The organism is Pseudomonas sp. HMWF006 (genome assembly GCF_003061205.1).
In the GTDB taxonomy this organism is placed as follows: domain Bacteria; phylum Pseudomonadota; class Gammaproteobacteria; order Pseudomonadales; family Pseudomonadaceae; genus Aquipseudomonas; species Aquipseudomonas monsensis.
On the sequence record NZ_QAIU01000314.1, the window covers coordinates 1 to 9,287 of the forward strand.

The 9,287-nt window shown below is 58.0% G+C and carries 7 protein-coding genes; 4 read left to right on the top strand and 3 right to left on the bottom strand.

Features of this window, described 5'->3' with window-relative positions:
* Window positions 1-147: 147 nt before the first annotated feature.
* Entirely contained in the window at window positions 148-2,418 is a 2,271-nt protein-coding gene (gene clpA, locus DBR24_RS12820; RefSeq protein ID WP_097088113.1) for an ATP-dependent Clp protease ATP-binding subunit ClpA, read from the bottom strand.
* Between the two features lie 30 nt (window positions 2,419-2,448).
* On the bottom strand, window positions 2,449-2,832 hold the full coding sequence (clpS, locus tag DBR24_RS12825; RefSeq protein WP_016987405.1) for an ATP-dependent Clp protease adapter ClpS: 384 nt from the start codon (window positions 2,830-2,832) through the stop codon (window positions 2,449-2,451).
* Between the two features lie 223 nt (window positions 2,833-3,055).
* On the opposite strand from clpS, the gene DBR24_RS12830 reads away from it, so the two are divergent.
* Window positions 3,056-3,358 (top strand): cold shock domain-containing protein, encoded by a 303-nt coding sequence (locus tag DBR24_RS12830; protein ID WP_128614941.1) that lies wholly within the window; start codon window positions 3,056-3,058, stop codon window positions 3,356-3,358.
* 86 nt (window positions 3,359-3,444) lie between these two features.
* On the opposite strand, the gene icd is transcribed toward DBR24_RS12830, so the two are convergent.
* Window positions 3,445-4,701: an NADP-dependent isocitrate dehydrogenase gene (gene icd / locus DBR24_RS12835; RefSeq protein WP_034155137.1), complete on the bottom strand. Its 1,257-nt coding sequence runs from the start codon at window positions 4,699-4,701 to the stop codon at window positions 3,445-3,447.
* A 481-nt stretch (window positions 4,702-5,182) separates the two neighbouring features.
* On the opposite strand from icd, the gene DBR24_RS12845 reads away from it, so the two are divergent.
* The 3 genes from DBR24_RS12845 to mnmA all read left to right on the top strand — a co-directional run bounded on the left by DBR24_RS12845 (window position 5,183) and on the right by mnmA (window position 9,243).
* Window positions 5,183-7,408, top strand: a complete 2,226-nt coding sequence (locus DBR24_RS12845; protein ID WP_123462478.1) for an NADP-dependent isocitrate dehydrogenase — start codon at window positions 5,183-5,185, stop codon at window positions 7,406-7,408.
* Between the two features lie 204 nt (window positions 7,409-7,612).
* Window positions 7,613-8,059, top strand: a complete 447-nt coding sequence (locus DBR24_RS12850) for an NUDIX hydrolase (protein ID WP_128614942.1) — start codon at window positions 7,613-7,615, stop codon at window positions 8,057-8,059.
* A gap of 59 nt (window positions 8,060-8,118) precedes the next feature.
* Window positions 8,119-9,243, top strand: a complete 1,125-nt coding sequence (gene mnmA, locus DBR24_RS12855; protein WP_128614943.1) for a tRNA 2-thiouridine(34) synthase MnmA — start codon at window positions 8,119-8,121, stop codon at window positions 9,241-9,243.
* Window positions 9,244-9,287 lie beyond the last annotated feature (44 nt).

Sequence of the window (9,287 nt, forward strand, 5' to 3'; positions counted from 1 at the left end):
TTTTAGGCGTTTGTAAAAAAAGTGAGTCGCCGTAAGGGCGAAACCGTAATAAGCCATCACCGCAGCAACGGATATACACCAAAAACCCAAAAACACCAGACAACAAAAAAGGCGCCCGAAGGCGCCTTTCCAATCAACATCAAGCCGTCAGGCCATTTCTGCCGTCGTCTCGAAGTCAAACGTCAACTCACCATCCTTGATGTCGATGTGTACCACACCGCCATGCTCGGCCAGCTCGCCAAACAGAATCTCCTCCGCCAGCGGACGCTTGATCTTGTCCTGGATCAGACGCGCCATCGGACGTGCGCCCATCGCCGAATCATAACCACCCGCCGCCAGCCAACTACGCGCGGCATCAGTGACCTCAAGCAGCACACGCTTGTCTTCCAGCTGCGCCTGAAGCTCGGTAAGGAACTTGTCCACCACGCTTTTGATGACCTCATGACTGAGGCGACCAAACTGGATAATGGTGTCCAGACGGTTACGGAACTCCGGCGTAAAGCTCTTCTTGATCACTTCCATCGCATCAGACGAGTGGTCCTGATGGGTGAAACCGATCGAAGCACGCGCCGCCGTTTCGGCACCGGCGTTGGTGGTCATGATCACGATCACGTTGCGGAAGTCCGCCTTGCGCCCGTTATTGTCGGTCAGCGTACCGTGGTCCATTACCTGCAACAGCAGATTGAAGACTTCGGGGTGCGCCTTCTCGATTTCATCGAGCAACAACACGCAGTGCGGCTGCTTGGTGATCGCTTCGGTCAACAGACCGCCCTGATCGAACCCGACATAACCCGGAGGCGCACCAATCAGACGCGATACGGTGTGACGCTCCATGTATTCGGACATGTCGAAGCGCACCAGCTCGATCCCCAAGGCCTTGGCCAATTGCCGCGCGGCCTCGGTTTTACCGACACCGGTAGGGCCTGCGAAGAGGAATGAACCGACTGGCTTGTCAGGCGACTTGAGCCCGGCACGCGACAGCTTGATCGCAGTCGACAGCGAGTCGATCGCTGCGTCCTGACCAAACACCGTCAGCTTCAGGTCGCGCTCCAGGTTACGCAGCAGTTCCTTGTCGGAACTGGTGACGTGTTTTGGCGGAATCCGCGCGATTTTCGCCACAATGTCTTCGACCTGCGGCACTTCGATACGCTTGACGCGCATCTCGACCGGTTGCAGACGCTGGTAGGCGCCCGCCTCGTCGATCACGTCGATGGCCTTGTCCGGCATGTGCCGGTCATTGATGTAGCGCGATGCCAGTTCAGCAGCGGCGCGCAACGACTCATCGCTGTACTCGATATTGTGGTGCTGCTCGAAACGCCCTTTCAGGCCACGCAGGATACCGATGGTGTCTTCCACCGACGGCTCGACCACATCGACTTTCTGGAAGCGACGCGCCAAGGCACGATCCTTCTCGAAGATGCCGCGGAATTCCTGGAACGTGGTCGAACCGATGCAACGAATGTCACCAGACGAGAGCAATGGCTTGAGCAGGTTCGAGGCGTCCATCACGCCACCGGACGCAGCACCCGCACCGATGATGGTGTGGATTTCGTCGATGAACAGGATCGCCTGCGGACGTTTTTTCAGTTCATTGAGCAGCGCCTTGAAGCGCTTCTCGAAATCGCCGCGATACTTGGTGCCCGCGAGCAGAGCACCGAGGTCGAGGGAATACACGACGCTGTTGGCCAGCAGGTCCGGCACCTGGTTGTCGACAATGCGCTTGGCCAGACCTTCGGCAATCGCGGTTTTACCCACGCCCGCCTCGCCGACCAGCAGCGGATTGTTTTTACGCCGGCGCGCAAGAATCTGCGCCACACGCTCGACTTCCATTTCGCGGCCGACCAGCGGGTCAATACGACCCTGGCGCGCAAGTTCGTTGAGGTTGCTGGCATAAGCATCCAGAGGATTGCCTGAAGAAGAAGACTCACCGCCCTCGTCGTCCTGCATATCTTGTTCACCTTCAGAGTGATCGCCATGCCCCGGCACTTTGGAAATGCCGTGAGCGATGTAGTTGACGACATCAATGCGCGCCACGCTCTGCTGTTTCAGCAGGAACACGGCCTGACTCTCTTGCTCACTGAAGATTGCAACCAGCACGTTAGCGCCGGTTACTTCGCGTTTGCCCGAGCTCTGTACGTGGAAAACAGCACGTTGCAGTACACGCTGGAAGCCCAGGGTTGGCTGGGTTTCGCGATCTTCGTCATGAACGGGGATCAATGGCGTGGTGGAGTCGATGAACTCCTGCAGGTCATGCTTGAGTTTGTCGAGGTTTGCGCCGCAGGCACGCAAAACGGTGGCGGCAGCCTCATTGTCCAATAGGGCCAGCAAAAGGTGTTCGACGGTCATGAATTCATGACGCTTCGAACGAGCCTCCTTGAAGGCTAGATTGAGGGTGACTTCGAGCTCGCGGTTTAACATAGCTTCACCTCATACCCAAGTGGTCGGCGATTAACCGTCCTTCTCGATTTCACAGAGTAGCGGATGCTGGCTTTCCCTGGCGTACTGGTTGACCTGCATGGCCTTTGTCTCGGCGATGTCGCGGGTAAACACTCCACATACTGCCCGTCCTTCTGTGTGGACGGCCAGCATGACCTTGGTCGCCAGCTCGCGATTCAGGTTAAAAAACACCTCGAGCACTTCGACGACGAAATCCATCGGTGTGTAGTCATCATTAAACAAAACCACCTTGTACATCGGCGGCGCCTGTAACGCAGGCTTTGCTTCCTGAACAGCAACGCCTGCCGAATCGTCGTCGTGCTCCTCTGGAAGATCCTTTTGGAGAAGCGGGCGATCCTGATTGAATGTTAGTCGAATCTGGCTGATTGCATGCATGGAAAGAAAGGTTCTTCAGTTGTGCAAATACAGTGGTGGGGGCGGCTGTCCACGTTTTCAACTCCGACTGCCCGGTCACCTTGACTATCGGGAAAACGGTGTTACAACCAATAGAGCCCACAGTGGGTAAAAAAGATCCGCGGAGTCAATTCTTTTACGGATTAGATTGCGGATGAATTGGATGATACTCCAGCGATGGAGTCTGGTGCAGAGGGATTTGAGCATGGCTGTCGGCAAGGTCAAGTGGTTCAACAATGCCAAGGGATTCGGCTTTATCAATACCGATGCCCGTGAAGGCCGCGATGAAGACGGAAAAGAGATTGATTTCTTTGCGCACTACTCCGCCATTGAGATGGAGGGGTATAAAACGCTAAAGGCCGGACAACTGGTGAGTTTTGAGATTGTTCAAGGCCCCAAGGGGCTGCATGCCCTAAAAATCACAAACGTCATCATTGAACCATCCAGCCCCACTGAGAGTGCTGCTTTTGGCGCTGCTGCTGCTGCCGCCGCAACTGCCAAAGCGTGAGCTGACTGATCTTCACCTGAATATCCCAAGCAATAAAAAACCGCCTGACTCAATGAAGAGTCAGGCGGTTTTTATGTGCCCGCGTTTTACATATGCGAAATCAGCGCATCGCCAAAGCCCGAAGACGAAACCAGCTTGGCCCCATCCATCAGACGCTCGAAGTCATAGGTCACGGTTTTCGCACCAATGGCGCCGTTGGTGCCCTTGATGATCAGATCCGCCGCTTCGGTCCAGCCCATGTGACGCAGCATCATTTCCGCCGAGAGAATCAGCGAACCCGGGTTGACCTGGTCCTTGCCGGCGTACTTCGGCGCGGTGCCGTGGGTCGCTTCGAACATCGCCACGGTGTCGGACAGGTTGGCGCCCGGTGCAATGCCGATACCCCCCACTTCCGCCGCCAGGGCATCGGAGAGGTAGTCGCCATTGAGGTTCAGGGTCGCGATCACATCGTATTCCGCCGGGCGCAGCAGGATCTGCTGGAGCATGGCATCGGCGATGGCATCCTTGACCACAACGTTCTTGCCGGTTTTCGGATTCTTGAACTGCATCCACGGACCACCGTCGAGCAGGGTCGCACCGAATTCTTCGGCCGCCACTTCATAGGCCCACTCTTTGAAGGCACCTTCGGTGAACTTCATGATGTTGCCTTTGTGCACGATGGTCAGCGAATCGCGGTCGTTATCGACCACATATTGCAGAGCCTTGCGCGCCAGACGCTTGGTGCCTTCCAGCGAAACCGGCTTGACGCCGATACCGCAGTTTTCGTCGAAACGGATCTTGGTGACGCCCATTTCTTCTTTAAGGAATTTGATGACCTTGGTGGCTTCCGGCGAACCGGCCTTCCACTCGATGCCAGCGTAGATGTCTTCGGAGTTCTCGCGGAAGATGGTCATGTCGACGTCGCCAGGCTTTTTAACCGGGCTTGGTACACCTTCGAACCAGCGCACCGGGCGCAGGCAGACGTACAGGTCGAGTTGCTGACGCAGGGCCACGTTCAGCGAGCGGATGCCGCCACCGACGGGAGTGGTCAGCGGGCCTTTGATGGAAACCACGTAATCCTTGACTGCATCCAGGGTTTCCTGAGGCAGCCAGGTATCCTGATCGTAAACCTGAGTGGCTTTTTCCCCGGCGTAGACTTCCATCCAGGAAATCTTGCGTTTACCGCCGTATGCCTTTTGAACTGCAGCATCGACCACCTTGATCATCACCGGACTGATGTCGACACCAATGCCGTCACCTTCGATGAAGGGGATGATCGGGTTATCAGGAACATTGAGAGAATGGTCTGCATTGACGGTGATTTTGTCGCCGACGGCTGGAACCTGAATCTTCTTGTAACCCATGCTGAACTCCATTGTTTGGATTGAACATCTGGCTTGGTTCGAGCGTAACCCAGTTAAATCAACACGCAAACCCTCTGTTCACGGCGCAGGCACATCTGGTTTCGTACAAGCCTGAAAGCAAAGGGAAAAGCGCCAAACTCAAGCATTCGCGACGACTCTACGCCCCACCCCGCCCTGCGACCTTTAGACCAATGGACGAGAATCGTTGCATATGAACCATCGGCAGATTGCCAGCTACCTATGTATAATGCCGCCCGCTGACCAAAGGGTCACGACGGCTGGCCTCTCTAGCACGAGACTTTCCGCCTGATTGGTCGGGTTGTTACCGCAGTCCGACTGCTTGACGCTCTACTGATGCACCCAACATCACCGCGAAGAATCTCGACATTCGGTTCATGGATGACTTTGAACGAACGCGCTTACCCGGCGCCCCTCGAGTTTCTGCGCACGCTTTAGCAAAGAAGAGAGAGTTAATCCGAATATGCCCACCCGCTCGAAGATCATCTATACCTTCACCGACGAAGCTCCAGCCCTCGCCACCTATTCCCTGCTGCCGATCATCGAGGCTTACACCGCCTCGGCCGATATCGCCGTGGAAACCCGCGATATCTCTCTTGCAGCACGTATTCTGGCCAGCTTCCCCGAGCAACTGGGCGACAAAGCCGTAGCCGACCACCTCGCCGAACTGGGCGACCTGGCCGTTACGCCTGAAGCCAACATCATCAAGCTGCCGAACATCAGTGCTTCGGTGCCACAACTGCAAGCCGCGATCAAAGAGCTGCAAGCCCAGGGTTACAACCTGCCGGACTACCCGGAAGCCGTGACCAACGATGCCGAGAAAGAAGCCAAGGCGCGTTACGACAAGGTCAAGGGCAGCGCCGTGAACCCGGTTCTGCGTGAAGGCAACTCCGACCGTCGCGCCCCGCTGTCGGTTAAAAACTATGCGCGCAAGCACCCGCACAAAATGGGCGCCTGGGCCAAAGACTCCAAGTCCCACGTGGCTCACATGAGCACCGGCGATTTCTACGGCAGCGAAAAAGCTGCCCTGATCGACGCCGCTGACGCCGTGAAGATCGAGCTGATCGCCAAGGACGGTACTGCTACCGTTCTGAAAGAAAAAACCAGCGTTCAGGCCGGCGAGATCCTCGACTGCGCCGTAATGAGCAAAAACGCTCTGCGCGCATTCATCGCCGCTGAAATCGACAGCGCCAAGGCCCAAGGCGTGCTGCTGTCGGTGCACCTGAAAGCGACCATGATGAAGGTTTCCGACCCGATCATGTTCGGCCAGATCGTTGCCGAGTTCTATAAAGACGCTCTGACCAAGCACGCTGACGTGCTGGCCCAGATCGGCTTCAACCTGAACAACGGCATCGGCGACCTGTACGCACGCATCAAGGCCCTGCCGGCCGAGCAGCAAGCACAGATCGAAGCCGACATGGCAGCGGTCTACGCCGCTCGCCCTGCGCTGGCGATGGTCAACTCCGACAAAGGCATCACCAACCTGCACGTGCCGAGCGACGTTATCGTCGACGCCTCGATGCCAGCGATGATCCGTGACTCCGGCAAGATGTGGGGCACCGACGGTCAGTTGCACGACACCAAGGCAGTGATCCCGGATCGTTGCTACGCGACCATCTACCAGGCCGTGATCGAAGATTGCAAAGCCAACGGTGCGTTCGATCCGACCACCATGGGCAGCGTGCCAAACGTTGGCCTGATGGCGAAGAAAGCCGAAGAGTACGGTTCGCACGACAAGACCTTCCAGATCAAGGCTGACGGCGTGGTTCGCGTGACCGACAGCAAGGGCAAGCTGCTGATGGAGCAGGCTGTTGAAGCCGGCGACATCTTCCGCATGTGCCAGACCAAAGACGCGCCGATCCAGGACTGGGTCAAACTGGCCGTCAACCGTGCTCGCGCCAGCAGCACCCCGGCGATCTTCTGGCTGGACCCGATGCGCGCCCACGACGGCGTGGTGATCGAGAAAGTTCAGGCTTACCTGAAGGATCACGACACTGCCGGTCTGGACATCCAGATCATGGCGCCGGTCGATGCCATGAAGTACACCCTGCAGCGCACTCGCGAAGGCAAGGACACCATTTCGGTAACCGGCAACGTCCTGCGCGACTACCTGACCGACCTGTTCCCGATCATGGAACTGGGCACCAGCGCCAAGATGCTGTCGATCGTGCCGCTGATGAACGGCGGTGGCCTGTTCGAAACCGGCGCCGGCGGCTCGGCACCGAAGCACGTGCAGCAACTGGTTGAAGAGAACTTCCTGCGCTGGGATTCGCTGGGCGAATTCCTCGCACTGGCAGCGTCCCTTGAGCACCTGGGTGTGAACTACAACAACCCGAAAGCGCTGGTGCTGTCGAAAACCCTGGATCAGGCCACTGGCCAGTTCCTCGACAACAACAAGTCGCCATCGCGCAAAGTCGGCAACATCGACAACCGCGGCAGCCACTTCTACCTGGCGCTGTACTGGGCTCAGGCCCTGGCCGCCCAGACCGAAGACGCTGCACTGCAAGCGCAGTTCGCGACCCTGGCCAAAACCCTGACCGAGAACGAAGCGACCATCGTTGCCGAGCTCAACGCCGTTCAGGGCAAGCCAGTGGACATCGGTGGTTACTACCACGCCGATGCCGAGCTGATCAGCAAGGCCATGCGCCCAAGCGCAACCTTCAACGCGGCGATTGCTGCGCTGGTTTAAAGTTGTAAAGGGAACATCACAAACCCCGGCCCTGCGCCGGGGTTTGTGTTTCCGGGTTTTATGATCACCACAAAACCCTGTGGGAGCTGGCTTGCCAGCGATGGCGGTTTATCATTCAACATTGATGTGACTGATCCATTGCTATCGCTGGCAAGCCAGCTCCCACAGGGTTCGGGTTTCAATATTCAACACCGAGGTCTACTCATGGAATGGCTCCCCCACATCACCGTCGCCACCATCGTCGAGGACAACGGCCGCTTCCTGATGGTCGAAGAGCACAAGGCCGGGCGTAACGTGCTGAACCAACCCGCCGGTCACCTCGACCCGGACGAAACCCTGATCGACGCCGCCGTGCGCGAGACCCTCGAAGAAACCGGCTGGGACGTCGAACCCACCGGCGTGATCGGCATTTACCTGTACACCGCGCCGAGCAACGGCGTGACTTACCAGCGTGTGTGCTTCAGCGCCAAAGCGGTGAAACACCACCCGGACTACCAACTGGACGATGGCATCGTCGGCGCCAAGTGGTTGACCCGCAGCGAATTAATCGCCCAGCGCGACAACTGGCGCAGCGAGCTGATCATCCGTTGCATCGACGATTATCTGGCCGGCCATCACTTCAGTCTCGAACTGATCCGCCCTTCTCTTTAGCCTTGAGGCCGTGAGCCTGATAGAATCGCGTCCTTTTTCAAGACACTCATTGAATCCCTATGCGTGATCCAGCCCCTTCTGACACATCCAAGAAGCGCGTCATTGTCGGCATGTCCGGCGGCGTGGACTCTTCCGTTTCCGCTCTCCTGCTGATCGAGCAGGGTTACGAGGTGGAAGGCCTGTTCATGAAGAACTGGGAAGAAGACGACGGAACGGAGTACTGCACCGCCATGGACGACCTGGCGGATGCCCAGGCTGTCTGCGACAAAATCGGTATCAAGCTGCACACCGCCAACTTCGCCGCCGAGTACTGGGACAACGTGTTCGAGCACTTCCTCGCCGAATACAAGGCTGGCCGTACGCCGAACCCGGACATCCTGTGCAACCGCGAGATCAAGTTCAAGGCGTTTCTCGACTACGCCATGATGCTCGGCGCCGACCTGATTGCTACCGGCCACTACGTGCGTCGCCGCGACATCGAAGGCCGCACCGAACTGCTCAAGGGCCTCGACCCGAACAAGGATCAGAGCTACTTCCTGCACGCCGTCGGCGGCGAACAGATTGCCAAGACCCTGTTCCCGGTCGGTGAGCTGGAGAAGCCTGAAGTCCGCGCGATTGCCGAGAAATACGAGCTGGCGACCGCCAAGAAGAAGGATTCCACCGGGATCTGCTTTATTGGCGAACGCCGCTTCAGCGACTTCCTCAAGCAATACCTGCCGGCGCAACCGGGCGAAATCAAGACCACCGAAGGCGACGTCATCGGCCGTCACCACGGCTTGATGTACCACACCATCGGTCAGCGCCAGGGCCTCGGTATCGGCGGCTTGAAAGACGCCGGCGACGAGCCGTGGTACGTGCTGCGCAAGGACCTGGACACCAACGAGCTGATCGTCGGCCAGGGCAACAACCATCCGTGGCTGTTCTCCAGCGCCCTGCTCGCTTCGGAAATCTATTGGGTCAACCCGATCGACCTGAGCCAGCCGCTGCGCCTGACCGCCAAAGTGCGTTATCGCCAGAGCGACCAGGCCTGCACCCTGGAAAAAACCGCCAGCGGCTACCGCGCCGTGTTCGACGAACCGCAACGTGCGGTCACTCCAGGCCAGTCCGTGGTGTTCTACGACGGTGAAATCTGCCTCGGTGGCGGCGTGATCGAAGTCGCCGAGCCGTGGAGCGGCCAGGCATGAGCCCGACCCAGGAGCAACTGACCGCGCTGGGCGGCGTGTTTCTC

Coding starts and splice junctions, on each gene's coding strand:
- clpA (WP_097088113.1), bottom strand. CDS start 2,418: ATGTTAAACCGCGAGCTCGAAGTCACCCTCAATCTAGCCTTCAAGGAG.
- clpS (WP_016987405.1), bottom strand. CDS start 2,832: ATGCATGCAATCAGCCAGATTCGACTAACATTCAATCAGGATCGCCCG.
- DBR24_RS12830 (WP_128614941.1), top strand. CDS start 3,056: ATGGCTGTCGGCAAGGTCAAGTGGTTCAACAATGCCAAGGGATTCGGC.
- icd (WP_034155137.1), bottom strand. CDS start 4,701: ATGGGTTACAAGAAGATTCAGGTTCCAGCCGTCGGCGACAAAATCACC.
- DBR24_RS12845 (WP_123462478.1), top strand. CDS start 5,183: ATGCCCACCCGCTCGAAGATCATCTATACCTTCACCGACGAAGCTCCA.
- DBR24_RS12850 (WP_128614942.1), top strand. CDS start 7,613: ATGGAATGGCTCCCCCACATCACCGTCGCCACCATCGTCGAGGACAAC.
- mnmA (WP_128614943.1), top strand. CDS start 8,119: ATGCGTGATCCAGCCCCTTCTGACACATCCAAGAAGCGCGTCATTGTC.